The 23,941-nt window shown below is 57.0% G+C and carries 23 protein-coding genes; 15 read left to right on the top strand and 8 right to left on the bottom strand.

Annotated elements, in window-relative coordinates; genetic code table 11:
* The first annotated feature begins 115 nt into the window (after positions 1 to 115).
* The 10 genes from J4E00_RS10595 (at position 116) to J4E00_RS10550 (ending at position 8,273) form a co-directional block, all read left to right on the top strand.
* Positions 116 to 625, top strand: coding sequence for an RNA polymerase sigma factor (locus tag J4E00_RS10595; RefSeq protein WP_208175127.1), 510 nt, complete (start codon positions 116 to 118; stop codon positions 623 to 625).
* Positions 625 to 1,266 (top strand): hypothetical protein, encoded by a 642-nt coding sequence (locus J4E00_RS10590; protein WP_208175126.1) that lies wholly within the window; start codon positions 625 to 627, stop codon positions 1,264 to 1,266. Before J4E00_RS10595 ends, J4E00_RS10590 begins: the two co-directional genes overlap by 1 nt.
* Positions 1,267 to 1,418: 152 nt before the next feature.
* Complete coding sequence (locus tag J4E00_RS10585; RefSeq protein ID WP_208175125.1) at positions 1,419 to 2,363, top strand: ABC transporter ATP-binding protein; 945 nt, start codon at positions 1,419 to 1,421, stop codon at positions 2,361 to 2,363.
* A gap of 143 nt (positions 2,364 to 2,506) precedes the next feature.
* Complete coding sequence (locus tag J4E00_RS10580; RefSeq protein WP_208175124.1) at positions 2,507 to 3,895, top strand: ABC transporter permease; 1,389 nt, start codon at positions 2,507 to 2,509, stop codon at positions 3,893 to 3,895.
* A 157-nt stretch (positions 3,896 to 4,052) separates the two neighbouring features.
* Positions 4,053 to 4,934: a ChaN family lipoprotein gene (locus J4E00_RS10575; RefSeq protein WP_208175123.1), complete on the top strand. Its 882-nt coding sequence runs from the start codon at positions 4,053 to 4,055 to the stop codon at positions 4,932 to 4,934.
* A gap of 24 nt (positions 4,935 to 4,958) precedes the next feature.
* Positions 4,959 to 5,927: an MBL fold metallo-hydrolase gene (locus J4E00_RS10570; RefSeq protein WP_208175122.1), complete on the top strand. Its 969-nt coding sequence runs from the start codon at positions 4,959 to 4,961 to the stop codon at positions 5,925 to 5,927.
* Positions 5,928 to 5,990: 63 nt separating this feature from the next.
* The gene (locus J4E00_RS10565; protein ID WP_208175121.1) at positions 5,991 to 6,626 is read left to right on the top strand and encodes a hypothetical protein; all 636 of its coding nucleotides are present in this window, start codon (positions 5,991 to 5,993) and stop codon (positions 6,624 to 6,626) included.
* Between the two features lie 64 nt (positions 6,627 to 6,690).
* A complete protein-coding gene (locus J4E00_RS10560; protein WP_208175120.1) occupies positions 6,691 to 7,167 on the top strand; it encodes a GNAT family N-acetyltransferase in 477 nt (158 codons plus the stop codon).
* Positions 7,168 to 7,226: 59 nt separating this feature from the next.
* Positions 7,227 to 7,733 carry a phosphoheptose isomerase gene (locus tag J4E00_RS10555; protein ID WP_208175119.1) on the top strand — a complete coding sequence of 169 codons (507 nt, stop codon included), beginning with the start codon at positions 7,227 to 7,229 and terminating at the stop codon, positions 7,731 to 7,733.
* Positions 7,734 to 7,778: 45 nt separating this feature from the next.
* Positions 7,779 to 8,273 (top strand): hypothetical protein, encoded by a 495-nt coding sequence (locus J4E00_RS10550; protein ID WP_208175118.1) that lies wholly within the window; start codon positions 7,779 to 7,781, stop codon positions 8,271 to 8,273.
* Between the two features lie 7 nt (positions 8,274 to 8,280).
* On the opposite strand, the gene J4E00_RS10545 is transcribed toward J4E00_RS10550, so the two are convergent.
* The 3 genes from J4E00_RS10545 to J4E00_RS10535 form a co-directional block, all read right to left on the bottom strand.
* The gene (locus J4E00_RS10545) at positions 8,281 to 8,457 is read right to left on the bottom strand and encodes a hypothetical protein (RefSeq protein WP_208175117.1); all 177 of its coding nucleotides are present in this window, start codon (positions 8,455 to 8,457) and stop codon (positions 8,281 to 8,283) included.
* Positions 8,458 to 8,527: 70 nt separating this feature from the next.
* The gene (locus tag J4E00_RS10540) at positions 8,528 to 10,729 is read right to left on the bottom strand and encodes a penicillin acylase family protein (RefSeq protein WP_208175116.1); all 2,202 of its coding nucleotides are present in this window, start codon (positions 10,727 to 10,729) and stop codon (positions 8,528 to 8,530) included.
* 94 nt (positions 10,730 to 10,823) lie between these two features.
* Positions 10,824 to 11,171 carry a HesB/IscA family protein gene (locus tag J4E00_RS10535; RefSeq protein WP_208175115.1) on the bottom strand — a complete coding sequence of 116 codons (348 nt, stop codon included), beginning with the start codon at positions 11,169 to 11,171 and terminating at the stop codon, positions 10,824 to 10,826.
* Between the two features lie 276 nt (positions 11,172 to 11,447).
* Here J4E00_RS10535 and J4E00_RS10530 point away from each other — a divergent pair, with 276 nt between their 5' ends.
* On the top strand, positions 11,448 to 11,984 hold the full coding sequence (locus tag J4E00_RS10530) for a hypothetical protein (protein ID WP_208175114.1): 537 nt from the start codon (positions 11,448 to 11,450) through the stop codon (positions 11,982 to 11,984).
* A gap of 418 nt (positions 11,985 to 12,402) precedes the next feature.
* Here J4E00_RS10530 and bshA read toward each other — a convergent pair whose 3' ends face one another.
* On the bottom strand, positions 12,403 to 13,539 hold the full coding sequence (gene bshA / locus J4E00_RS10525; RefSeq protein ID WP_208175113.1) for an N-acetyl-alpha-D-glucosaminyl L-malate synthase BshA: 1,137 nt from the start codon (positions 13,537 to 13,539) through the stop codon (positions 12,403 to 12,405).
* 254 nt (positions 13,540 to 13,793) lie between these two features.
* Here bshA and J4E00_RS10520 point away from each other — a divergent pair, with 254 nt between their 5' ends.
* Complete coding sequence (locus J4E00_RS10520) at positions 13,794 to 14,207, top strand: VOC family protein (RefSeq protein ID WP_208175112.1); 414 nt, start codon at positions 13,794 to 13,796, stop codon at positions 14,205 to 14,207.
* A 73-nt stretch (positions 14,208 to 14,280) separates the two neighbouring features.
* Here J4E00_RS10520 and J4E00_RS10515 read toward each other — a convergent pair whose 3' ends face one another.
* Entirely contained in the window at positions 14,281 to 17,307 is a 3,027-nt protein-coding gene (locus J4E00_RS10515) for a glycoside hydrolase family 3 N-terminal domain-containing protein (RefSeq protein ID WP_236049696.1), read from the bottom strand.
* Between the two features lie 324 nt (positions 17,308 to 17,631).
* On the opposite strand from J4E00_RS10515, the gene mutL reads away from it, so the two are divergent.
* The 3 genes from mutL (at position 17,632) to J4E00_RS10500 (ending at position 21,530) form a co-directional block, all read left to right on the top strand.
* Positions 17,632 to 19,704, top strand: a complete 2,073-nt coding sequence (gene mutL / locus J4E00_RS10510; RefSeq protein ID WP_208175111.1) for a DNA mismatch repair endonuclease MutL — start codon at positions 17,632 to 17,634, stop codon at positions 19,702 to 19,704.
* Between the two features lie 31 nt (positions 19,705 to 19,735).
* The gene (locus J4E00_RS10505) at positions 19,736 to 20,530 is read left to right on the top strand and encodes a rhomboid family intramembrane serine protease (RefSeq protein WP_208175110.1); all 795 of its coding nucleotides are present in this window, start codon (positions 19,736 to 19,738) and stop codon (positions 20,528 to 20,530) included.
* An 82-nt stretch (positions 20,531 to 20,612) separates the two neighbouring features.
* On the top strand, positions 20,613 to 21,530 hold the full coding sequence (locus J4E00_RS10500; protein ID WP_208175109.1) for a rhomboid family intramembrane serine protease: 918 nt from the start codon (positions 20,613 to 20,615) through the stop codon (positions 21,528 to 21,530).
* A 137-nt stretch (positions 21,531 to 21,667) separates the two neighbouring features.
* Here J4E00_RS10500 and J4E00_RS10495 read toward each other — a convergent pair whose 3' ends face one another.
* The 3 genes from J4E00_RS10495 to mdh form a co-directional block, all read right to left on the bottom strand.
* Positions 21,668 to 22,072, bottom strand: coding sequence for a hypothetical protein (locus tag J4E00_RS10495; protein ID WP_208175108.1), 405 nt, complete (start codon positions 22,070 to 22,072; stop codon positions 21,668 to 21,670).
* Between the two features lie 132 nt (positions 22,073 to 22,204).
* Entirely contained in the window at positions 22,205 to 22,837 is a 633-nt protein-coding gene (locus J4E00_RS10490; protein WP_208175107.1) for a macro domain-containing protein, read from the bottom strand.
* Between the two features lie 110 nt (positions 22,838 to 22,947).
* Complete coding sequence (mdh, locus tag J4E00_RS10485; protein WP_208175106.1) at positions 22,948 to 23,892, bottom strand: malate dehydrogenase; 945 nt, start codon at positions 23,890 to 23,892, stop codon at positions 22,948 to 22,950.
* Between the last annotated feature and the right edge of the window lie 49 nt (positions 23,893 to 23,941).

The following is a 23,941-nucleotide window of genomic DNA, read 5'->3' as shown; positions in this document are numbered from 1 at the left end:
GGGGCTAGCGGGCCTTTATTATGGGCCGGGTGGATTTGATGCTGCCAACTTTTTTTCATAGCCCTGTAATGACTTTTGTGGCGGAGCGATTCACTTCTCGAAACCACTACAAAGAATGGCTGCTGCCACCCCATCCGCTGATTTTGTTGCCGTGCTCCACGAGTATCAGCCGTTGTTGCGGCGCGTGGCTCGGCTTTATTGCCAGGATGCCGACGACCGCCAGGACTTATTCCAGGAGATAGTGCTGCAACTGTGGCGGGCGTGGCCGCGCTACGTACCCCAGCCGGGCGCCAAGCTCAGCACCTGGCTCTACCGCATTGCCCTCAACGTGGCCATTTCCAACCTGCGCCAACGCACCCGCCGGCCCGCCCCGGTGGGCCTAGATGCCGAGGCACTGGCCGTGGCCCAGGTCCCCGAAACCGGCTACGATGCCGACGACCGCGCGGCCCTGTACCGAGCCATTGGCCGGTTGTCGGACGTGGACAAGGCCTTTATTCTGCTCTACCTCGAAGACCGGCCTTATGAGGAAATGGCCGACATTCTGGGGATTACCCAAAACAATGTGCGCGTGAAAATGCACCGCGTGCAGGAAAAACTACGCTCGTTTTTAGTCCCCGCCGCCTGATGGAACTCGATGACCTCCGCCGCCAGTGGCGGCAACCACCGGCCGATACCCCGGCCCCGCTCGATGCCGCTGCCCTCACCCATTTGCTGGCTCAGCAGTCCGACGGCATCGTGGAGCGACTGCGGCGTAGTGCCCGGCTGGAATTGTACATGAATTTTGGGGTGCTGGCGGGGGCACTGGCCCTGTTCGGGCTGGCCCAGTCAGTCTGGCTACGGGTATTGGGCGGGGTGCTGGTGCTGATTGGACTGGTTTGCATTGGTTACCTGTACCGCAAGCTGCACCTGCTGCGCCGCATGGACGATGCGGCCGGCGACCTGCGGGCCCATCTTGTCCGACTGGCCAGCGGCCTGCGGGCGCTTATTCGCTTCTATTACCGCTTCACGCTGGCTATGCTGCCAGTGACCGGGGTTATAAACGTGCTAATGGTGGCCTCAACCACCAAAAAGCACGTCTGGCTGACTACCTGGCCGGGCCTCGCGCTGCTGGTGGTATTGCTGGTGGCGGTGGTGCCAGCTTTGCTCTATCTGCCCGTGGCCAGCCTGACGAAACGTTACCTGCAACGCCTCTACGGCCAGCACCTCGACCGGCTCGAAGCCAGCATGGCTGAGCTGGCCGAGCCGGAGCCAACCCAGGTTGGCTGAGCCAGGCGCATTCCCATTCATCCCACTGATTCACCGCTCGGGAGCCCCCTAGAGCCGCTTGGCTCCCAAAGGCTGGCAATTAAGGGAAGGTCCCAATACATTTGCCCCGCTACGTTCCTCTACATTTAGCCCATCAACCAACCCTTCTTTCTGTGAAACCTATTCTCGAAGCCATCGACGTGCGCAAGGCCTACGCCAACCACGTCGCCCTTTCCGGCGTGAGCCTCGCCATTCCGGAGGGCAGCATTTTTGGTCTGCTTGGGCCCAACGGCGCAGGCAAAACCTCGCTCATCCGCATCATCACCCAGATTACGGGCGCTGATGAAGGCGAAATCCGGTTCCGGGGCGAGAAGCTGAACCCCGCTCACATTGCCCAAATTGGCTACCTGCCCGAGGAGCGCGGCCTCTATAAAAAGATGAAAGTGGGCGAGCAGCTGCTCTACCTGGCCCAGTTGCGCGGCCTAACCAAAGCCGATGCAACAGCGCGCATCAAGCAGTGGCTGAACCGCTTTGAAATTAAGGAGTGGGCCGGTAAAAACGTGGAAGACCTCAGCAAGGGCATGCAGCAGAAGGTGCAGTTCATTGCCACGGTGCTGCACCAGCCCAGCCTGATTATTCTGGACGAGCCGTTCTCGGGCTTCGACCCTATTAACGCTAACCTCATCAAGGACGAGATTTTGGAGTTGCGCAAGCAGGGCGCTACCATCATTTTCTCGACGCACCGCATGGAATCGGTGGAGGAGATGTGCGACAACATTGCCCTCATCAACCGCTCGCGCAAGGTGCTGGATGGACCCATTGAAGTGATTCGGAATCAGTTCAAAACCAACACCTACGAGGTAGAGGGAGTAGGCAAGCCCATCGTCACGCATCCCGATTTTGAGGTAGTGGAGCAGAAAGCGCGCGAAAATGGCCATTTCTATATTCGGGTGCAGCTGCATGAAGGCGTGCGCCCCAATGAGCTGCTGCGCTACCTGATTAACTCTGCAGGCATAGAAGTGGAAGCCTTCCGCGAGAAAATCCCAAGCATCAACGAGATTTTCATCCGGCGCGTGAGCGAAACCATGCCCGAAACACTGGTAGAAGAAACCGTCTGATTATAAGCCAATGGCTACTAGCTGCTAGCCATTGGCTGCCAGATAATGCCTTGCTGCAATAGGCCTGAAAGTAAAACTAATGGCCGTTCTCCGCTTCTTACTCAACGCTATTAGCTAACAGCTAGTAGTCAATAGCTAAAAACATGGCTTCCAAATTTTTACTCGTTGCTCAACGCGAATACCTGACCCGGGTTCGCAAAAGAGCCTTCATCGTCCTCACTCTGGCTGTGCCGCTGCTGCTGGCTGGCTTCGGGGTATTCGTTGCCAAAATTGCCAGCTCCGACAACGACACTACCGACGTAGTGGAGGTGCGCGACGACAGCGGCCTCAACATTGCTAGCCGGCTCATAAGCACTCCGCAACTGCGTTTCGAAACGGCTACTGGTACCCTGGCCGAAGCCAAGAAGGGCTTCCAGAAAGCCAAGCACGACGGCTTGGTGTACCTGCCCGCCGGCCTCGACGTGGAAAAGCCCACGGGCGTGCAGTTTTTCGGCAAGGGCAACATTAGCCTGAAAAAGCAGGTCGCCGTCGAAACTGCCCTCAACAAAGCTTTCTCGGAGCTGAAAATGCAGAAGTCGGGTCTCTCACAGGAGCAACTCGACCGCCTGCGCTCGAAAGTAGACCTGCAAGCCATCAGCCTGGATGAAACCGGCAAGGAGGCCGACAGCAACGCCCTGGCCACCTCGGGCATGTCGTATGCGCTGGCCCTGGCTATCTACTTGTTCATCTTTATCTACGGCGTGCAGATTATGCGCGGGGTAGGGGAGGAGAAGTCGAGCCGCATCATGGAAGTGATGCTGTCGTCGGTGAAGCCGTTTGATTTGATGATGGGGAAAATCATGGGCATTGCCGCCGTGGGCCTCACCCAGTTTCTGATGTGGGGGCTGCTGTCGTTCGGCATCAGTTCGGTGGTATTACCTCTGGTAACAAAGGACGACAAGCCCAAAACCGAGGTAGCCGCAACGCCCACCACGGCCCCCGGTGCCGCCGCTGCCGACGACGAGCCGCGCTCCGCCGCGGCCACCTTCGACAAAACCATGGAGAAGCAGGGCCAACAGTCAAATCCGGCTGGCCGCCTCAACATCTTCTCCACCTTGTCGAACCTGCCGCTGGGCACCATTCTGTTCGGCTTCATCGTCTACTTCTTAGGGGGCTACTTACTCTATGGGGCCCTGTTCGGTGCCGTAGGCGCGGCCGTGGATGACCAGACCGACACCCAGCAGTTCATGATGCCCATCACCATGCCGCTTATCCTAAGCTACATTGTGGGCGTGTCGGTCATTCTGCGCAACCCCGATGGCCCGGTGGCTTTCTGGATGTCGATGATTCCCTTTACCTCGCCCATTGCTATGGTTATCCGTCTGCCGTTTGGTGTACCCATGTGGCAACTGGCACTGTCCATCGTGCTGCTTATTCTGGGATTCATTGGCACGGTGTGGGTGGCGGCCCGCATCTACCGCGTGGGTATTCTGATGTATGGCAAGAAGGTAACTTATAAGGAATTGGGCAAGTGGATGTTCTATAAAGGATAAATTCCACCGCTTGCCTGACGAACTTTGGACGTCATGCGAAGCTTGTCGGAGCAGTTCTATTGCGAAGGGTAATCCAATCGAAAGGATTTATTCTGCACAGTAGCGCTGCTCCGACAAGCTCCGCATGACGTTCTTTTGTAATAACGCCTCCAATTCCATGCGCTTTATTTCCCTCGCCAGCCTCTTTCTGCTGCTATCCGGCTTCACTTTCACCGGCGACCGGCCCGCCTACCGTCTCTTTAGCGCCGGCGGCCAGTTGGCTGACTATGACCAGATGATGCAGGAACTGGTCCAAGCCGACGTAGTGCTCTTCGGCGAACAGCACAACGATGCCATAGCCCACTGGCTGGAGCTGCAAGTAGCCAAGGACCTGCTCAAGCTGAAGAAGCCCGGCCAACTGGTGCTGGGCATGGAAATGTTTGAGCGCGATGTCCAGCCGTTGGTGGCCCAATATGCCGCCGGCACCCTGGTCGATACCGCCTTTGAGCGCCAGGCCCGCCCGTGGCCCAACTACGCTACCGACTACCGCCCGCTGATGCTGCTCGCCCGCGAAAACCACGTCCCCATCGTCGGTACCAATGCCCCGCGCCCCTTTGCCAAAGTAGTAGCCCAACGCAGCCTCACGGCCCTCGACAAAATCCCGGCCACCGACCGTGCCCTGCTGGCTCCGCTGCCCCTGAAAGTGGATTACGACCTGCCCGGCTATAAGAACATGGCGGCCATGTTTGGCGGTGACAGCAAAGCTCACGGTGGCGGTGCCCAAAATATTATCCAGGCCCAGGCGCTGAAAGATGCCACCATGGCTCATTTCATTCAGGCCAGCCGCCAGCCTGGCCAAACAATGCTGCATCTCAACGGCAGCTACCACTCTGATAACCACGACGGCATTGTGGCCTTCCTGCGCCAGTACGCGCCCAAGCTCCGTGTCAAAACCATCAGCGTGGTGACGCAGGAGCAGTTACAGACCCTGGACAAAGAGCTGGCGAACGTGGCCGATTTTGTGGTAGTGGTGCCAGCGGATGCGGGAAAGACCTATTGAGAATGCTCTAAATAGCCACAAACTATGCGTATTCTTCTGTTGCTGTGCGGTGTCTGGTTGCAATGGGGCGCGGCCCTGAGTGCCTGCGGTCAGCAGTTGCCGGCTGGGGCGGCATTCGCGGTGGTGCCGCTGGGGGTGAAAGGCGGCTTGGCAGAGGGCAACCTTTCGGCTTATCTGGTGGCCGCGGCGGGCAGCACCGACTATGTGTGCCTGGACGCGGGCAGCCTACGCGTGGGTATTGAGAAAGCCGTAGTGAACCAGGTATTTCCGGTACCGGCCGATGAGGTACTCAAGCGCTACATCAAAGCTTATTGCATTTCGCACGCGCACCTCGACCACGTCGCTGGCTTGTTGCTCAACGCGCCCGACGATGCTCCCAAGCACATTTATGGTCTGTCGGAGTGCCTGGCCACCATTCAAAACGACTATTTCAACTGGCAGGCCTGGCCCAACTTTGGGAACGCTGGCAACCCGCCCGCGTTGCGCAAATACCAGCTGCAAGCCCTGGTGCCCCAGCAGGTGAGCCCAATCGAAAATACCCGCCTGAGTGTGCAAGCCTTCGTGCTTAGTCACGGAAGCCCCATGCAAAGCGCGGCCTTTCTGGTGCGTAGCCAGGACAGCTATTTGCTGTATTTGGGCGACACCGGCGCCGACGAGATTGAGAAAACCCACAACCTGCGCAGCCTCTGGCAGGCCCTGCAGCCGCTGGTGCGGCGTGGCCAGCTCAAAGCCATTTTTATCGAGACGTCGTACGCCAACTCGCAGCCCACGCAACAACTCTTTGGGCACTTAACCCCAGCGCTGATGATGCAGGAAATGGCTGCACTTGCCCAACTGACCGGGGCTCCGGCCTTGCGTGGGCTCCCGGTCGTTATCACCCACATCAAGCCATCCGAGGGAAACGAGGCAGCCATCAAGAAGCAGTTGGTCGAAGCCAACGCATTGCAGTTGAAGCTTATATTTCCGGAACAGGGACAGCTGTTGACCTTCTGATTGGCCATCGACGTGGAGTATTATCCGTAGCAAAGCCAGAATAAAGCCCAATCCCGCTCAACCATGATTTCCACTCAGGATTACAGCGCGCTGCCCGATGCAGCTTCTTTGAAAAGCCTCTGCAAGGCCCTGGCCGTGCTCGATGCTATTAATTCGCAGGACTGGGAATACCGCTACTATTCCTACAGCGCCGACTGGGCCGAAGGAGAAGAAGTCCTGACCATGCGTGATGGCGAAGGCGATGAAATGTTGATTTTATTTCGTGCCGAGGGCTGCGTAATAAACGGCTTTCTGCACGAGTACGACCAGCCTGACAAAGCGAAAATCACCCGCGGGCTCCCCGCGTATTTCGACGATTTCGTCTTTGGCGAGCCCGTCAATTCTATTGGGACCACATTTTGCCTGTGGTACACGGCCGCACACGGCTGGCAAACTGGTGTGGTAGCGAATGAAGACGACGGCTCGGAAGAGCTACTCTACATCTTCGATGGCAACCCCGAAACCTACGCGGAGTGGGCCGACGAATACTACGGCGAAGATACCGACCGGTCGCCCATTAACGCGACCGCCGTAGCGCAGGTTTACCGGGGCGAAACCCTGACCAAAGAGTTGGTGCTGGCCATTGTGGATGAGTTGGAAGACTGGCCACAACTGGCGGAAGACCTGCAAGTCATCGGTTATCCCTATGATTTCGGCTAGTAGCTAGCGCCACTCTGGTAATGGCATATCCCGTACTTTTAGTTAATGTAACTGCTTATCAGACATGCTAATCAGAAAAGCGCAAATTGCCGACATTCCGCTGATGACAGAGATTCGACTCGCTGTTCGGGAAAACGTGCTCAACAACCCGGCGTTGGTTACCTATGATGATTACGTGGACTACCTCACGCGCCGCGGTCAGGGCTGGGTAGCCGAAGAGAATGGCCGTATGGCAGGCTTCGCCATCGCTGACTTGCAGGACCACAGCATCTGGGCACTGTTCGTGCACCCCGAATATGACTGCCGGGGAATCGGCCGCGCCCTGCACGATGCGATGTTGGCCTGGTATTTTGCCCAAACCACTGAGCCCGTATGGTTGAGTACGGCACCCGGCACTCGCGCCGAAGGGTTTTACCGCCACGCTGGCTGGCAGGAAACCGGCCGGACCAAAAGCGGCGAAGTACGGTTTGAGATGAGCCTGACGGGCTGGATGCCTACAAACAGACCAGATTATTTTTCTGGTGCCGATGTGGAAGAATAAAGAGGCGAGAGGAGATTCCTGCTAGATTTGGGCTTTGTTAAATACGAATAAAAAATTGCATGCCTACTTCTGACCCGCTTAAACGTGCCCTGTTTCAACAAGTAGCCGCGACGCTCCAGCAGCAGGGATTCACCATCGCAAAGGAAGACCCCACGCGGCCCTGGGGCGGTTTTTTTGTGATTGATGAAAGTCAGGCACAGCAATTTGCCAATACTTATTTCGACGGTCTGTCTGTTGAAGGACTGCGAATTGCGGGTCGGCTGAGCCCCAAGGTGCTGCTGGTAGCACCGCACCAGCGCCTGAGCTGGCAATACCATCACCGCCGGGCCGAGATATGGCAGGTGGTGCAGGGCCCCGTAGGGGTAGCCACCAGCGAAACCGACGAGCAGGGCGAAGTAAAAAGCTACCAGGTGGGCGAGCGCATCATTCTTCGGCAAGGCGAGCGCCACCGCTTGGTAGGACTCAAGGAGTGGGGCGTGCTGGCCGAAATCTGGCAGCATACCGATGCCGATAACCCTTCGGACGAAGACGACATCGTGCGTGTGCAGGACGATTTTGGGCGGTAATTTGCGCTCGTTCCCATGCTCCCAAACTCAGTTGCTCCGCCATCTATGAACAGTCCCGATTCTGCTGCTGCCACTGCCACTGCCTTCGACAAAGCCCGCACCGGCTTATGGGTAAGCCTGCAAAAGCACCTGACTACAGTCTACGAAGCCGAAACGGCTTTTGCCCAAGCCATCGCATTTGCCGAAGCATTCCCGTTTGCTGCTTCCTCCGCCAGCCCCGAGCAGCTGGACTTGTACTGGCAGCGTCGGCGCGCGCTGCGCGATTTATTTACCGACGAAACCAATCAACTCGACACTTTGAACAAGGCCATCAGAACCAAGGGCTATGCTGATGCGGAAAAGAAACAGCTATACCTGCTGCTTCTCGGCTACATGGACATTGCTGCTTCCATTTTCGAGCGCCTGCACACCGAAGTCCCCAAACCACTGCCCAAAGACGATGAACTGGAAGAAACCAGTGCCCGCTTTGAGCGGGTACGCAAGTTTGCCCGGCTTAATGTGAAGGGCATTTTCGGGCTGCTGGCCACTGCCGCGCAGTAGCCGGCAGCTACTCCGGCTTTACTTTTTTCAGCGCCTCGGCCAGCGACTGCTGGAGCTTCGCTCCCGAATCAGCCAGAGCCTCTTCCTTGATGCCGTACTGCTTTTGCAGCCGCTCCCATTCCTCAATGGCAATAAAAACGCCAGTGATTTTGCCTTTGTCGTCCGAAAGATATTTAACGTCCATGAGTGGTTGGGTTGGATAATTGGAGCGGTTACAAATAACTATCTGTTGAGCGCAGCCTGACCGAGAGTGCTTACTCGCCGGGGTGATACGTTTTTTCGGCGTTTGCCTTTACGTCTTCCGGGTAAAATCGCACCGCTTTAAAGTGGCCGGTGCAATATAGGCTGGCTTGGTCGGTGAAGTGCGGGGTGCCGGGGCGGCTGTCCTGCCCGCCCGTAACGACCGAGCGCGCCGTAACACGCGGGCCAAACTCCACCACGGCCACGAAGCTGTTGCCCACGGTGCCGTAGCGCTTTTTAGTGCCGGCAAAAGCTTGTGCTCCGAAAGCGGCCAGTGAGCCCCATTTCGAGGAGGTGAATGCTACCGGTTGGCTGGGCTGCTGGTCATCGTAATGCTCTTCAATGCGGCCGGTGAGGCGCTGGTAGCGGTTGATGTCGCCCCAGGCCACTTTCCAGGTGCCAAAGTCGCGGGTGAGGTCATCAATTGCTTCAGCTAAAGCGGCTACTTTTTCTTGTGAGCCAGTATTAGTAAGGGCAAATTTGGTGAAGCTGATGTAATCCAATTGGGGCTGAGCCGCCGGAATACGGGCCCGCGCCCTCGTTAGCAGGCGTTCGGCCCAGTAAATGGCCACGGTTTGAGCCACCGAAGAAACGCGGTAGTTTCTGTCCCAGGTCCGCAGAATACCGATGGCTTCCCCCACCGCTGCCGATGGCCGGACGGCTGCGGTGTCGTACTCGATTTCATAGCTGCTCAGCAAGGGCGGCAGCATCTCGTTAAACGCCGATAAGTGTGGGTCGTTGGCGGCCGAAATCAGGGTGTCGAGGGTGAATTTTGTCTTGTTGCTGAGCACGCGCACTGCATTGAGGCCCCGATAGTTTTCGGCATCGGGGGCCATATAGGTGGGATATCTGGCCGGTGGCGGGCTGCTGGGGCCTGCCACCGTGAAAGGCGTCGAGTTGCAGTTCTGGATAAAGCCGCTGGCCGGGTTGTGCACCTGCACCAAGTCGCTCACCGCATGGAAGCCCTGCCACTCGGTGGCCGGGTTGCTGCCATCTACCGGCTGGCTCCAGTCGAACTTTAAGTCGCGTTTTGGCATGAAGTTGCCGTGCCAGTAGGCAATACTGCCCTTGGCATCGGCAAAAACGGTGTTGTTGGAGGCGTTGCCATTCAGCTTCATCACCTGCTGAAAGCTGGCGTAATCTGTGGCCTTGGTGCGTAGGTACGACTGCTGCAAGGCGGCCAGCGGCTCGTTCATCATGCGCACCGCTACCCATTGCCTGTCCGATTTTTGCCCGACGATGGGACCGTGGTGGGTGCGGTAAATGGTGAATTCCTTATGCAGCATTTGGTTGCCGCTCTTGTAGGGCAACGATATTCTTTGGGCCTGCACGGCTCGCTGCTTGGTGCCGTACCTGTAGAAAAAGCGTCCGTCCTTTTCCTCTACTGTTTCGAGATATTCATCCATCGAATCGGCTTGGCTGGACGTGTGCATCCAGCCGCAGTGCTCATTAAAACCCTGGTAGACAAAAAACTGCCCCCAGGTAACAGCGCCATAGGCATTTAGCCCCTGCTCGCTGACCATCTGGACCTCCGACCGGAAGTAGAACGAGGTGTGTGGATTGATGAGCAGCAACGCGTGGCCGCTGGCGCTACGGCCCGGTGCAATAGCAAAACCATTGGAGCCAACCGGTTCCCGGTCGGCCTTCTCAATGTCGGTATCAATCCATGAGCTGGATTTCTTCAGGCTATAAAATGCCTTCAGCCGCTCCAGCGATACCACGCTGATATTGCCGCCAATGCTGCCTTCGCTAAACATCAGCGGCATCCAAGGCTGGAACCGGTGTAGCAGCTGGGGCCTGATGGTGGGGTGCGTGGCCAGGTAGTAATTGGTGCCGGCGGCAAAGGCATCGAGCAGCTTTTTCATGTCTGCCGGGCACTTCTGGTAGATGAGGATGGCCTGTGTGCTGTCCAGAAACAGGCGCGCCCGCAGGTCGTGGTACAGCGCCGCTTCGCCATCAACCTCTGCCAGTCGGCCGATGGCGTCAAGGTAGTTGGCCTCGACGCGGGCAAAATCGTCCTCACACTGAGCGTAGAGCAGGCCAAAAACCACGTCGGCATCGGTTGGGCCGTAAATGTGGGGCACGCCGTATGTGTCGCGCACGATGCGCACCTGCCGGGCCTGCTGCTGCCAGCGTGCCAGCTCGGTCGGAGTGAATTTCTGCGCCCCGGCCGTGAGGCTGGCAAGCAACAGCACGAGCAAAAGGTACAAGCGCATCAATCCGGGATTTGGATACAAGGAATGGTGCTAAAGTAAACGAAAAAGCCCCGGCCGGTGGGCCAGGGCTTCATTCATCGATGAATAACCGGGACTATGCTGAGAATGACGAGCCGCAGCCGCAGGTGCTTTTGGCTTGGGGGTTGTTGAACACAAAACCGCGGGCGTTGAGTCCATCCTGGAAGTCTACTTCCATGCCCAGCACATACATGGCGTGCTTCTTATCCATGATGAGCTTCAGGCCGTCGAGGTCGTAGGTTTCGTCGGCGTCTTTGGCTTTGTCGAAGCCGAGCAAGTAGCTCATGCCCGAGCAGCCGCCGCCCTGCACGCCAATGCGCAGCCCGTAATCATCGGGTACGTTCTTCTCCTGGATGATATTTTTCACCTCAACCACGGCGCGGTCGGTGAGGCTAATGGGGGCGAGGGTGGCAACAGCAGCCATAGTGAAAGTTGATTTAGCTAGAGGTGGATAACAAAGATACGGCCGCAGCCGGAGTCGCCGTTAGGGCAGCATCGGTGCATAAACAGTAGTTGGGGCCCGGCGGTTCACGGCGTAAGTTTGCGCCTTGTGCAGTTGGCCCCGTGGCCAACGCAAACGTCATGCAGCGCGTAGCGAAGCATCTTGGTTGCCGTAGCATATGTAACTGATTGGATTGCCTTATGTGGTAAACTGGCTTACTGCGTGCCGCATGACGTTCCAAAAACAAATTACCTTACAATGGATTCAACTACCTATTTCTTCGACCTGCTCAAGATTATTCTGCCCGCTCTCATTGTGGCCGGGGCCATCTATTTTCTTTTTAAAGAGTTTTTGGAACGGGAGCAACAGCGCCGCCTCATTGAATTGCGCCTCGAAAGCAATAAAACCACGCTGCCGCTGCGCCTGCAGGCCTACGAGCGGGTCGTGCTGTTTCTGGAGCGTATTTCACCCAACAACATCCTCGTGCGTCTGAGCAGCGCTGGCTCCACAGCGCCAGAGTTTCACCGCTTGCTCCAGCAGGAAATCCGGGCCGAGTATGAGCACAACCTCTCGCAGCAGCTTTACATATCGGCCGATGCCTGGACCTTGGTGAAGGAGTCCAAGGAAAACGTGCTGACGATGGTAAACCGCGCCTACCACGGTATCCAAAACCCTGCCCAGGCCCGGGGTACTGAACTCGCCAAGCGCATCCTCGAAGGCCTGATGATGGACGGTGCCGAGCCCACCGCCCAAGCCCTGGCCGTGGTAAAGAACGAGGCCATTGGGCTGTTCTAGGATTGAACAGGTGAGAAGTAGGGTTTCGAAGGCTAATTGGAAGCGCCTTTTATTAAGTGTGCTCGCATGTAGCACAACCCTGCCTGTATATGCCGAGGGAGGTTTTTTTCCGTCGCTCACGGTAATATTCGGCTTAATATTGGTCTACACGGTGGGCCTTGCAGTTGTGGTTACGGCAATAGTTTACGCAGTTGTAAAGCTGTTGCGCCGCCAAATGCGGCCGCGTGTAGGCCGCATTTTCGCCATTACCCTCGCCAGCTGGACCATCGGTTTGGTCGTGTACCTGAGCGGAGTACTCGACCCTTATATGGATGAGTTCCAAGCTACCATACTAGGACTGGTACTAACCTTTAGCATTGCCGGGCTAGTTGGGTTTCGAACTGCAATCCCAACTAACCCACAATAAACCTTCGCCTGCTTATACCGCTGCGCTCACTGCCTCAATGGCATTGCGGTAGCATTCTTCGTAGCGCGGCACAATATTTTCCACCGCAAATTCCTTGGCGCGGGCGAGAGCCGCCGCCTTGAAGCGTGGCAGATTCTCGTCTTCCAGCACGTAGAGGGCATTTTTGACCATGTCGGCCACGTCGCCGATGTCGCTAATCATGCCCGTCACACCGTGCACATTCAGTTCGGGGATGCCGCCGGCGTTGGTGCTCACTACGGGCACTTCGCAGGCCATGGCTTCGAGAGCAGCGAGGCCGAAGCTCTCGTTTTCTGAGGGCATCAGGAACAGGTCGCCCACGCTGAGCACTTCTTCCACGGCTTCCAGCTTGCCAAGGAAACGCAGGTCGCGGTGCACGTCGAGGTCGCGGGCCAGCTTTTCCATGCGGTTACGGTCGGGGCCGTCGCCCACGAGCAGCAGCTTGGCCGGAATTTTTTCTCGTACCCCCACAAAAATGCGCAGTACGTCTTCCACCCGCTTCACCGTGCGGAAGTTGCTGGTGTGGATGAGCAACTTTTCGCCTTCCGGCGCAATGGCGGCGCGGAAATGACTTTTTTCCTGCTTCTTGAAGCGGTGCAGGTCGATGAAGTTGGGAATGACGGTAATGTCCTTTTCTACGGCGAAATATTCGTAGGTTTCGCGCTTCAGGTCATCGGAAACAGAGGTCACGCCGTCGCTCTGGTTGATGCTGAACGTGACTACCGGCTCGAAGCTAGAGTCCTTGCCCACCAGCGTAATATCGGTGCCGTGCAAAGTTGTGACTACTGGAATGTGGATGCCGCGCGAGCGCAGAATCTGCTTGGCCATGTAAGCCGCCGAGGCGTGTGGAATGGCGTAGTGCACATGCAACACATCGAGCTTTTCATTCTGCACGATGTCGACCATTTTGCTAGTCAGTGCCAGCTCGTAGGGCGGAAACTGGAACAAGGGGTATGCCGGCACATATACCTCGTGGTAGAAAAGGTTCTCGTTGAAAAAGTCGAGCCGCACCGGCTGGCTATAAGTGATGAAATGCACGCGGTGCCCGCGCTGGGCCAGGGCCTTGCCTAGTTCCGTGGCCACCACGCCGGAGCCGCCAAAAGTGGGGTAACAAACGATACCAATGTTCATAGAGGAGCAAACGCAAGAATAAGCTGCGCGTTCTGCCTAACCGAATTCGGGCCGGGATGTTGGCGGTAGCGCAGGCATACCCGACCCAAATGGGAACTAAAGAAATTATATGTTAAAAATTTTAGCAAAAAAATTGCTAAAATAATGGGCCAAATAATACCTTTGTCTTGCTCCTGTTCAAGCCGCCAATAGGACGTAGCTAACCCGATTGGCAGAACGAGAGCAGAATTTGCCACCTTTAATCTTTCATTATCATGCCCCAACTTGTTCCCTACCTCAACTTCCCCGGCAACGCTCGCGAAGCCATGACCTTTTATCAGGAATGCCTGGGCGGTGAGCTGTCCATTATGCCCTTCACGGGTACTCCTGCTGCTGAGCAGGTGCCCGATGCTGCAAAAGACAGTGTTATGCACGCCATTTTGCAAACCGGAGACTTGCTGTTAATGGCATCCGACGACCCCTTTCAGCCAGTACAGGACGGCACCGGTACCCACCTCTCGCTCAATTGTCAGAGCGAGGAAGAAATTGAACAGCTATTTGCCAGATTGGGGGAGGGCGGAAACGTGACAATGCCGTTAGCCTACCAGTTTTGGGGTGCCAAGTTTGGCATGCTGACTGACCGGTACGGCAAAAGCTGGATGTTCAACTTCGACCGGGTACAGAACTAAAAAGCGAAAGCCTTGACTTTGTGAATATAGAAAAAGGCCACGATTTTAATGCTCGTGGCCTTTTCGCTACTTCTTACTTCTGTGCTGCGTTAGCCGAAGCCAGCTTCTTAGCATTCTCGGCCGCCAGCGACTTGTAAATCACTTCATGGATGCGGGTACGGATATTATACTGGCGCAGCTTGTTGTTGCCCGCATCAGGGTACACGCGGTTGGAGAGAAACACGTAGAGAATCTGGTTGTCCGGGTCCATCCACACGCAGGTTCCGGTAAAGCCGGTGTGGCCGAAGGTACTGGCTGGCGACAAGTTGCTGGTGGGACCTTCGGGCTTGCTGGGGTCGCCGTGGTCCCATCCCAAGCCGCGCCGCCCTCCAGTCATCTGAGGCCGGGCAAATTCCGTAACAACCGGCGTTTGGAAGTAGCGGGTGCCGCCGTAGTTACCGTTTTGCAGGTTCATCTGCATCAACACTGCCAGGTCATTGGCAGTGGCAAAAAGGCCAGCGTGTCCACCCACACCGCCTACCAAGGCCGCAGTCTGGTCGTGCACGGTGCCTTGCAACTGCTCGCGGCGGTAGTAGGTATCGTTTTCGGTGGGTGCTATGCAGCTTTTAGGGAAGCGCTGCAAAGGGTTGTAGGTCATGCTACCCAAACCGAGGGGGCTATAGAAATTCGCTTCTAGAAAATTCTCAATTGGCTGCTTGAGAATCTTCTCGCACACCCGCTTCATCACAATAAAGCTGAGGTCGGAATATTCAGTAGGGTACTTGCCTTTGATTTTGGGCAACAGACTGGACCGCATCGTCCAGGCCCATACGGAGTCGTCGGCGGCTTTGGTGCTGTACTCGCCGGGCGCTACTTCATTGGGAAAGTTGTCGGAGCGGGTGCTGGCATAAAAGGTTGGCTTAAGCTGACCATCGCGCAGGGTGCGCTCCCAGGTTGGGATGCCTGGTTTGAGGCCTGCCTGGTGCAGCAGCACGTCGCGCACGGTCATGTCGCGCTTATTTGTGCGGGCCAGCTCAGGCAGATAAGTCGATACTTTGTCTTCAATATTGAGTTTGCCCTGGTCCTTGAGGTACATCACGGCCTGCAGGGTGCCGGCCACTTTCGTTACCGAGGCCAAGTCGTACAAAGTACTGCTGGTCACGGGTTGGCTCTGGTCGTAGGTGCAGTAGCCGTAGCTTTGGTCGAATACTACCGTACCATTTTTAGCTACCAATACCTGGCAGCCGGGGGCGGCAGCATAGGTCTGGCTTTCGAGCGCAATGTTGTCTATCTGAGCCAGTACCCGCGAGCTCAACCCTTGGCTTTCGGGCGCGGCGTAGCGCAGGCGATGCAGGTCGGGGGTAGCAATGCCCGTGGCAGTTTTAAGCGTGGGCGATACTGTGACCGGGAGCTTGCCCCGCGCCGGCAGCGCCCCAAACAGTACCTGCGGTATCACCAGTTGTGCAGCATAATGGTCTTCGTAGCCGCATACCAGCGTGCGGGCATCCTCCAGAAACTTCAGCGAGTAAGCGTTGCCCATGGCCACTACCACTGTTTTGAAGCTCTTGTTCGCCTCCAACTGCTTGATGAATTTCAGCGCCCCGTCGCCGATGCCGTAGCTGTGGCTGGGGGTGTTATTCATCTGATGCAGGCTCACCACCACCACATTATAGCCACTCAGGCGGCTGCTGATGCGGGCAAACGTACTATCCGGCGCATAGCGGTCGGGCACGGCGTACACCGGGCCGGGCTGGTACTTGTTGAAAATGGTGGCGTACGGTCCCTCGGCCTGCGTGCCAATGGTGATGGCGGCAATGCGTAGCGTATCAAGCCGCTGGAAGGGGAGGAGATTATCGTCGTTTTTCACGACGGTCACGGCGTGCTCAAAAATCTCCTGCGCCAGCACCTTCGACTTAGGCTGGTTCAGGCTGTCGCGCAGCGTAACCAGGTTCACGGGGCGGTACTTATCGAGCCCGGCCCAGTATTTGGCCCGCAAAATCTTCTTCACGCGCAGGTCCAAATCTTCCTGCTTGAGCGTGCCCGCCGCTACCGCCTCGCGAATGCGCAGCAAAGCTGATGGTACATCTTCTGAGAACAGCAACACGTCGTTGCCAGCGGCCAGGGCCATGGCGTCCAGCTCACCGTCCTTATACAGCTTGCTCACGCTGCGCATGTTCAGCGCATCGGTGAATACCAAGCCTTTAAAGCCCATTTTGTCCTTCAGTAAGTCCGTTACCAGCGCGTGCGAAAGGGTGGTGGTTTTGGCATTGGTGGTATCGAAAAGCGGCATGTAGAGGTGAGCCACCATCACACCCATTATGCCACTCTCAAACGACTGCTGGAACGGCACCAAATCTACTTTCGTGAGCCGCGAAAGGTCGGTGTTGATGACTGGCAGGGCTACGTGCGAGTCAGTGTCGGTGTCGCCGTGGCCAGGAAAATGCTTGGCTACTGCCATCACCTTGTTGTCCTGCAAGCCCTTGAGGTAGTGCACACCCAGCGCAGCTACCCGGTTTTGGTCTTCGCCAAATGAGCGGTTGCCAATCACGGGGTTGCCGGGGTTAGAGTTTACGTCGAGCACCGGCGCGAAGTCGATGTGCACGCCCAGCGCCCGCATTTTGCGGGCAATGTCCTGGCCCATCTGGTACACGTATTTGGGGTCGTCCATGGCGCCCAGCGTCATCTGCTTGGCGAAGTGAGCCGAGGAATCAAGACGCATGTCGAGGCCCCATTCGGCATCCATGGCCATGAGCAGCGGCACCTTGGCGGCGGCTTGCAGGCGGTTAGCCATCAGGGCCTGGCGCTTAGGGCCGCCTTGCATGAACATCACGCCACCAATGCCCTGATTGCGCACCAGACGCTCGATGCGCTCCACGTGGCTGCGGTCCTTGTTAGAATAGGCGGCCACCATGAAAAATTGGCCCAGGCGCTGCTCCGGCGTGAGCGAGTTGAATACGCTGTCGACCCAGGCCATTTCCTTTGGCGAGGACGGCAGGGGGTCGGCGGGTAGCTGTTTGATTTCCGAAAACGACAACAGCAGACCCGCCGCCAGCAGCAGAGCCGCCGTGCTTAGCAGGAAAGGGATGCGCATCAGCCCCTTGGGGTTGGTGGGTTGGTTCAATGGGCAAACGGGCCGCGGGGGCCGTACTTTTGTCGTGGGTAGCAGCGGAACCCACCGGCTGGGTTTGGAGGTTCCACTGATGATAACAACGTAATCAATAGAAGGTAGTCGGCCATTGGATAAGAACTTCTTTTTCCAACGACTAATTACCCGATACTGACCACTTAAAAAACACCAATTTAGCCGCAAAGGTACGTACAAAACCCCTTCGCGGGTTTACAACGTGCCTAAGTTTTGGTTATTGTTGAGCACGGTTTGACTTGTATCCGTGCTGGTTAGCCTTTCAAGTTTCCTCGGCGTAAGCTGACGCGTGCGCTACATTCTATGCCTGACATTATTCACCTGCTTCCCGAATACCTCGCCAACCAGATTGCGGCTGGTGAGGTGGTCCAGCGTCCTGCCTCCGTGGTGAAGGAGCTACTGGAAAACGCCGTCGATGCCGGCGCAACTCAGGTTCAACTCATTGTGAAAGAGGCCGGCAAGCAGCTGGTGAAAGTGGTGGACAACGGCGCTGGCATGTCGCCCACCGATGCCCGGATGAGCCTGGAGCGCCACGCCACCAGCAAAATCCGCTCAACCGAAGACTTATTTCGCATCCGAACTCTCGGCTTCCGGGGCGAGGCTCTGGCTAGCATTGCGGCCGTGGCGCAGGTCGAAATTCGGACTAAGCAGCGCGAGCACGACACCGGCACGCTGCTATTGGTAGAAGGCTCCCAAATCACCAGCCAGCAGCCCACAGCCTGCCCCGATGGTACCAGCATTGCAGTCAAAAACCTCTTCTTCAACGTCCCCGCCCGGCGCAACTTCCTCAAAAGCAACGCCGTGGAAATGCGGCACATTCTTGATGAGTTTCAACACGTGGCGCTGGCTAATCCGCAGATTGCCTTTTCACTGTATCAGAATGACCTGGAGGTATTTGGACTGCCGGCCGGCAAGCTGAGCCAGCGTATTGTCGCGCTGCTAGGCAATGGCTATAAAGAACAGCTGGCTGCCTGTGAGGAAGTAACGCATTCCATCTCGGTGCGCGGCTTCGTGGGCAAACCAGAGTCGTCAAAGAAGAGCCGGGGCGACCAGTTTTTCTTCGTCAACAACCGTTTCATTCGCTCAGCCTACCTCAACCACGCCGTGCTAGCTGCTTACGAAGGCTTGCTGGCCCGCGATACGCATCCATTCTACGTCCTGTTTTTGGAGCTCGACCCCAAAACCATCGACATCAACGTGCACCCCACCAAGACGGAAATAAAGTTCGAAGACGAGAAAACCGTCTATGCCGTGGTGCGCGCCGCTGTGAAACAAAGCCTGGGTATCCACAATATTGCGCCATCGCTGGATTTCGATGGCGACGTAAATTTTGCGCCTATTCGCCCGCTACGAGGTGGCAAGCCTGGTGCCGAAACCGAGGAAAACCTGCCCGTGGTAACTCCCCTGGCCCGGGCCGCTAGCTCCGACGGCTACCGGCCCGATGCCTTGGCGGATGCCGCTGCTTCAGCGGCCACGCGTCCGCCTGCTGGCCCGTCCGGCTTCGCCAATTTCAATTCTGATACCCGCCGCGACGGTTTTGAGCGCCAAGCCCCGTCCCGCCCCACCGAGCAGGCCCGCCGCGAGCTGGAAGCCTTTTACCGCGAGCTGGGTCAGCCCGTGCGCGAGAACTCGGGCGTTGATTCCGTCACGGTCCGTAGTTTCGAAACGGCTGTGCCTTCTGCGCCGAAAGAGTCGTTAGCACTTAATAATGCCACGCCCGAAGCTGCTACTCCTGCTGAATTGTCTCTGGGCCTCACTGTGACCGAAACGGCCACCAGCCGGCCCGCGCCAGCCCGTGAAGGCGGTAGTGGGAGCCGTGCGTTGCAGGTGCAGCAGCGCTACGTGCTGGTGCCTGTGAAGTCGGGCGTGCTGCTGATTGACCAGGAAGCAGCCCGCGAGCGCATTCTTTACGAACAGTACCGGCAGGAACTGGGCCGCGCCGTGGGGACCTCGCAAACGCTGCTGTTTCCGCGCACCGTCACGTTCACGCCCGCTGATTTTGCCGTGCTGCGCGAACTGACCGAACCGCTGCACGCGCTGGGCTTCATTTTCAACGAGTTCGGTCCCAGTACCATTGCCGTGGAGGCCATTCCGGCCGGCATGCCACCGCAGGATGAGAAGGACCTGTTGGAAAGCCTCATCGAGCAGTTCCGCAACACGGCGGGCCCGCTTAAGCTCGACCAGAGCGAGAGCCTGGCCCGTGCCCTGGCCCGCCGCGTGGCGGCCAGTACCGCCGGAACCCGCTTGCCCGAAACCGAGCTCAACGCCCTCGCCGACCGCCTTTTCGCTTGCCAAACCCCTGGCTACACGCCCGACGGCCGCAAAACCCTCGTCCTGCTGGATGGTCAGCAGCTGGCCGATTTCTTCCGTAAGTAATGCCCGGCCGCGTGGCATCTAATTTCGCTTCATGTTCAATCTCACCCCTACGGTTCGCAACCTGCTTATTGCGAATGTTCTTTTTCTAGTCGCCCAAAACAGTGTCCTGCCGCTGCTCACGCAAATAGGTAGCCTATACCCAATTGGCTCGCCCTACTTTTTCCCCTGGCAGTTCTTCACTTATATGTTTCTGCATGCCGGCTGGGGGCATCTTATTTCCAATATGTTCGGTCTGATATCCTTTGGGCCGATGTTGGAGCAGCGCTGGGGGGCGTCACGCTTTCTCACTTTCTGGTTGATTTGTGGGGTGGGTGCGGGCCTACTTTACGAAGGCGTGCGAGGCTACGAGCTGCACAATATGGAACAGGCGCGGCAGGAGTTTCACCAGTCGCCGACCGGCGGCGACTTTGCCAACTTCTTCCATTCTTATTTCCCCGATGCGACTGGCTACGAAAGCCTGGCTGGAGCTATGGAGCGCAATCCGCAAAACCAGGAATACATAAATTCGGCAATTACGTCGGTAGATGCCGCTGTCAGCGAGACCATTAATTCGCGGGGCGGTGGCATGTTGGGCGCTTCAGGCGCTTTGTTTGGTATTCTCTTCGCCTTCGCCTATTTATTTCCGAATACCGAGCTCATGCTCCTGTTTTTTCCGTTTCCTATCAAGGCTAAGTACTTCGTGTTTTTCTACGCTATGTATGAGCTTTACAATGGCGTCCACCGCACGCCCGGCGACAATGTGGCCCACTTCGCCCACCTCGGCGGCCTGCTCATTGGCTTCATCGTGCTCAAATTCTGGGAGCGTGGCCGGGAACGGTTTTATTAGCCGGCGGTTGTTACCGCAACGGCTCAGCATCGGCGGAGTCCTTGTTAAATTCGTTGTTTCCCTCTAATTCGCGCTACGTGCCATGAGTATCGTTCAAGATATCCGTACTGCCTTCAGCCGCCGCGATAATGCGCTCGTTCAGCTCATTTTGCTGAATGTGCTGGTGTTTGCAGCCGTGGTGGTGCTGGAAGCAATTACTTACCTGTCGCAGGCGCCGGTGGTGCTATTCCAGGTTATGCGCCAGTTGGAGCTATCTGCTAACCTGGGCGTGCTGCTCCGGCACCCCTGGACGGTGCTGACCTATGCCTTCACTCATAAGGGTTTCTTTCATATTCTGTTCAACATGCTGAACCTCTACTGGTTTGGACAATTGCTGCGGGAATATCTGGGCGACCGGCGTTTGGTCAGCATCTATATTCTGGGAGCGTTAGCAGGCGCGGCGGTTTTCCTGCTGGCTTACAGCCTGATTCCGATGCTGCAACCGGCAGCGGCAGCGGGCCAGTCGGTATTGGGTGCTTCGGCGGCCGTCACGGCTATCATTGTGGCAGCGGCTACGCTGCTGCCCGACTACACCTTTATGCTGATTCTCATTGGCCCGGTAAAAATCAAGTGGATTGCCGCCGCGGTGGTCTTGATTTCATTGGCGGGTATCAACAGTGGCAATACTGGTGGGGAAGTAGCTCACCTTGGCGGGGCCTTGCTAGGCTTTGTGTTCATCAAGCAGCTACAGGCCGGCCGTGACCTTGGCCGCCCGGTGCAGGCGGTGGGCAACTGGTTCAGCAATCTTACCAGCAGCCGGCCCGCCATGCGCGTGAGCAGCACCACCCGCCGCCCCGAGCCGGTAACGGCTTCCTCAGCTGGCAGCGCCAAGAAACCCGCCGCCCCTGGCCAGCCTCTGCAGGATGAGATTGACACTATTCTCGACAAAATCTCGCGCTCCGGCTACGAAAGCCTATCGAAAGAGGAGAAGCAAAAGCTCTTCCGCGCCAGCCAGCAGTAGCAAGCATTGGTGCCGGTTCATTGACGAGCTACAAACTCGCCTTACCCGTTGGCCGCAGTTATGCGCTTCGCGCTAAACTGCGGCCAGCGCGTTCATGCTTCAGCCGAACCGTATAGAGCATTAGGCGCACCGGTGGCTCAGAACTCCCGCAGCCAAGCTTTAGCTAGCTCAACATCCTGAAAGAGACGTATTTCAAGCTGCTTATTTGCACGAGTCACCATCTCCGCGGCCGAGGCTTGCCCAAAAATACCGGGCGATACAATGTGTGCAAAACGTTGCAGTCCCAGCGCCAGCACCTGTGGCGTCCAGTGCTCGGCAATCCATTCATTGGCAGCACTCCACGACCCTATCACCGCCCGATTATCATTGAGTATGCGTTGACAGGGATGGGCTTGTAGCATTTCGATAGTTGCCAGGCAGCCTTCAATTACTTTCTCAGTGGGGAGCGCACCTATCCAGTTACTATAAATCCACTGGTTAGCCTCATCAAATTCGACGGTCAAATACACTTTGGCAAGTGAATTGGTGAGTTCTTTTCTCATGAAAGAAGGGCCAGGTCAGGTAGGAATATTACAAGGTATACATATTATTTGGGGTGCGGTTGTTCTCTGGATAAGCAGGCATCTAATACTAGCAAGCAGAGCATTTGTGGCTCTATTAACCTGTAGTAGAATTTAGTAAATCTCGTACTTAATATCAGGGCGGTTATGGGTATAGAAATAGGCGTAGTTGGCACACATCTGCTCCCAGCTGGTTTCGGTGGCGAATTTCTCGTGCATTACGTCCTCCCAGGCTAACCGCATCTGGCGGGCGCACACCAGTGGGCGCACCTGCCCTACGCCCGTGCCCAAGCCTGGTATGGCCAGGGTTTTTACTTTCTCCCGTGTGGGCTCACCGCTAAATAGTCGGCCGTAGCGTACCAGTATTAAAATGGCCTTCATGGCCTGGTAGACATTGGGGCCCCGTGTGATGGTCATGGGCGTGCGCATGGTGGGCGCGGCAATCAGGTAGGGGAAGTCGGCATGGCCCGTCGGAATTATCTCGGCCTGCCCGACTAGCAGCTCCCCGTAATATTTCTCGCGGATGACGCGCTGCAGGTCCTTTTCCAGGTGCCAGCCCAGGTTTTTGGAGATGGCAAAATCCAGCCCTCCGTTCATGTAGCCGAAGCTGTTGGCGGGGCTGATGAGCGCATCAGCCGGGTAGTCGAAAATGGAGCCAAGGCGGACCGTGACTTGCGGCACATCGGCAAAAACTTTTTCCCAGGCGTCGGTTACTTCTGGGTTGGTATCAATCAGGTTTAGGTGCATGAATAAGATTTAGCCCACAAGGTACTGGCTTGCGGGCAGAATGCAGCCAAAAAAGGGCCGCCCCGCGCAAAGCGAAGCGGCCCAATAAGCCAAAGCAAGTGCTTCAGGAATTATGCTGGTTGAGCAGTGCTCATTTTGTCAAGGGCGTCCATTACCTCTTTCACGTGGCCGCGCGAGGTTTCCAGCAGCGCTTTCTCTTCGTCGTTGAGCTGCAGTTCAATCACGCGCTCAATGCCATTTTTGCCTAGAATAACCGGGGCGCCCAGGTATACACCGTTGATGCCGTATTCACCTTGTAGCTCTACGCACACGGGGAATACACGGCGCTGGTCGCGCACAATTGCTTCCACCATTTGGGCCGCCGCCGCGCCGGGCGCGTACCAGGCCGAGGTGCCCATCAGCTTCACCAACTCGCCACCGCCTTGGGCAGTGCGCTGCACAATGGCGTCAAGCTCCTCTTTGCCAATCAGTTCGGTAACCGGGATGCCGCCGACGGTGGTGTAGCGGGGCAGGGGTACCATGGTGTCGCCGTGGCCACCCATTAGCACGGCCTGAATGTCTTTCGGGCTCACGTTCAGGGCCTCGGCCAGGAAAGCGCGGTAGCGGGCCGTGTCGAGGATGCCGGCCATGCCGAACACCTTTTCGCGGGGCAGCTTCGAGGTGAGGTGCGCCTGGTAGGTCATCACATCGAGCGGGTTGCTTACCACAATGATGATGGCGTTGGGCGAGTATTTCACTACCTGCTCGGTCACCGATTTCACGATGCCAGCGTTGGTCGAAATCAAGTCGTCGCGGCTCATGCCGGGCTTGCGGGGCAGGCCCGAAGTGATAACCACCACATCAGAATCGGCGGTACGAGCGTAGTCGCTGGTCACACCCACCGTGCGCGAGTCATAGCCGATAATCGGCGCTTTCTGCCAGATATCGAGGGCTTTGCCTTCGGCGATGCCTTCCTTGATGTCGACCAGGATAATTTCGTTGGCAATTTCACGAGTGGCGAGTACATCAGCGCAGGTTGCGCCCACGTTGCCGGCTCCGACTACGGTAACTTTCATTGGGAGGAGTATTGGATGAGAAAACGATGTCGGCCGTAAAAGTAAGGCC

The sequence above is a fragment of the Hymenobacter negativus genome (assembly GCF_017571495.1).
Classification (GTDB): Bacteria; Bacteroidota; Bacteroidia; order Cytophagales; family Hymenobacteraceae; genus Hymenobacter; species Hymenobacter negativus.
This window is presented reverse-complemented; position numbering and strand designations above follow the sequence as displayed.

Bases quoted from the DNA above. Each gene is read 5' to 3' on its own strand.
- J4E00_RS10595 (WP_208175127.1), top strand. From the start codon at position 116: ATGGCTGCTGCCACCCCATCCGCTGATTTTGTTGCCGTGCTCCACGAG.
- J4E00_RS10590 (WP_208175126.1), top strand. From the start codon at position 625: ATGGAACTCGATGACCTCCGCCGCCAGTGGCGGCAACCACCGGCCGAT.
- J4E00_RS10580 (WP_208175124.1), top strand. From the start codon at position 2,507: ATGGCTTCCAAATTTTTACTCGTTGCTCAACGCGAATACCTGACCCGG.
- J4E00_RS10575 (WP_208175123.1), top strand. From the start codon at position 4,053: ATGCGCTTTATTTCCCTCGCCAGCCTCTTTCTGCTGCTATCCGGCTTC.
- J4E00_RS10570 (WP_208175122.1), top strand. From the start codon at position 4,959: ATGCGTATTCTTCTGTTGCTGTGCGGTGTCTGGTTGCAATGGGGCGCG.
- J4E00_RS10565 (WP_208175121.1), top strand. From the start codon at position 5,991: ATGATTTCCACTCAGGATTACAGCGCGCTGCCCGATGCAGCTTCTTTG.
- J4E00_RS10560 (WP_208175120.1), top strand. From the start codon at position 6,691: ATGCTAATCAGAAAAGCGCAAATTGCCGACATTCCGCTGATGACAGAG.
- J4E00_RS10555 (WP_208175119.1), top strand. From the start codon at position 7,227: ATGCCTACTTCTGACCCGCTTAAACGTGCCCTGTTTCAACAAGTAGCC.
- J4E00_RS10550 (WP_208175118.1), top strand. From the start codon at position 7,779: ATGAACAGTCCCGATTCTGCTGCTGCCACTGCCACTGCCTTCGACAAA.
- J4E00_RS10545 (WP_208175117.1), bottom strand. From the start codon at position 8,457: ATGGACGTTAAATATCTTTCGGACGACAAAGGCAAAATCACTGGCGTT.
- J4E00_RS10540 (WP_208175116.1), bottom strand. From the start codon at position 10,729: ATGCGCTTGTACCTTTTGCTCGTGCTGTTGCTTGCCAGCCTCACGGCC.
- J4E00_RS10535 (WP_208175115.1), bottom strand. From the start codon at position 11,171: ATGGCTGCTGTTGCCACCCTCGCCCCCATTAGCCTCACCGACCGCGCC.
- J4E00_RS10530 (WP_208175114.1), top strand. From the start codon at position 11,448: ATGGATTCAACTACCTATTTCTTCGACCTGCTCAAGATTATTCTGCCC.
- bshA (WP_208175113.1), bottom strand. From the start codon at position 13,539: ATGAACATTGGTATCGTTTGTTACCCCACTTTTGGCGGCTCCGGCGTG.
- J4E00_RS10520 (WP_208175112.1), top strand. From the start codon at position 13,794: ATGCCCCAACTTGTTCCCTACCTCAACTTCCCCGGCAACGCTCGCGAA.
- mutL (WP_208175111.1), top strand. From the start codon at position 17,632: ATGCCTGACATTATTCACCTGCTTCCCGAATACCTCGCCAACCAGATT.
- J4E00_RS10505 (WP_208175110.1), top strand. From the start codon at position 19,736: ATGTTCAATCTCACCCCTACGGTTCGCAACCTGCTTATTGCGAATGTT.
- J4E00_RS10500 (WP_208175109.1), top strand. From the start codon at position 20,613: ATGAGTATCGTTCAAGATATCCGTACTGCCTTCAGCCGCCGCGATAAT.
- J4E00_RS10495 (WP_208175108.1), bottom strand. From the start codon at position 22,072: ATGAGAAAAGAACTCACCAATTCACTTGCCAAAGTGTATTTGACCGTC.
- J4E00_RS10490 (WP_208175107.1), bottom strand. From the start codon at position 22,837: ATGCACCTAAACCTGATTGATACCAACCCAGAAGTAACCGACGCCTGG.
- mdh (WP_208175106.1), bottom strand. From the start codon at position 23,892: ATGAAAGTTACCGTAGTCGGAGCCGGCAACGTGGGCGCAACCTGCGCT.